We start from the raw sequence: 709 nt of genomic DNA on the forward strand, positions 1-709 counted from the left end.
GTGCGCACCAACTGCGGGCGTTCGTCCGCGTCCTCGCCGAAGGCTCCGATCGAGAGGTCGATGTAGTGGTCGAGACCGAACGCGGTCAACTTCACCTCTGCGGCAGCCCGGACGTTGCCAGTCATCACGGTCTGCGTGACCCCGTCCCGCGCCGCAAGGGCCGCGAGCAGTGGTGGCACTCCGGGGAGGGCATGCCCGCGTTCGCGTAGGTCGGCCGCGCGACGTACGTGGGCGGCTCCGAGTGCCTGGGCGAACCGCTCGAACAGGTCACGGCTGTCCTGCAGTCCATGGAGTCTCAGCGTTTCCCGGAGGATGACCGCCTCGGTCGATCCGTCGGTCTTCGCCTGCTCCCGCATGGGCTGGCCGGCGACCTCTTCGAACGCTTCACCCCAGATCCCGCGGCCGACTCCTCGGGTATCTACGAGTGTGTGGTCGATGTCCCACAACACGAGCAGCGACACTGTATTGCCTTCCGATCGTTGGATACCGACCCCCGTTGGTGACGGGCACCATACGCTGAGTGGGCATACGTACGGAGGTAGGCATGGTCGCATCCGATCTGCCCATCGGCGACAGGATCAGGCACTACCGCGGCGAGCGGCGCCAAGATGTCGTGGCTGGGCTCGTCGGCATCGCTCCCGATTACCTGTCCCAGATCGAACGGGGCTTAAAGGTGCCGTCGCTGCCCATCCTGCACGCCATCGCCCAG

2 protein-coding genes are annotated in these 709 nt (G+C 66.1%); one reads left to right on the forward strand and one right to left on the reverse strand.

Annotated features, from left to right (window positions below; translation table 11 throughout):
* The coding region (locus CCN37_RS38200) for an HAD family hydrolase (RefSeq protein WP_086830256.1) at positions 1–461 on the reverse strand (461 nt) is incomplete at its 3' end.
* 83 nt (positions 462–544) lie between these two features.
* Between CCN37_RS38200 and CCN37_RS38205 the strand changes: the two genes are divergently transcribed.
* Positions 545–709: helix-turn-helix domain-containing protein (locus tag CCN37_RS38205; protein ID WP_143262068.1), on the forward strand; the 165-nt coding region annotated here is incomplete at its 3' end.

Source organism: Allokutzneria sp. NRRL B-24872 (genome assembly GCF_002155965.1).
GTDB lineage: Bacteria > Actinomycetota > Actinomycetes > Mycobacteriales > Pseudonocardiaceae > Allokutzneria.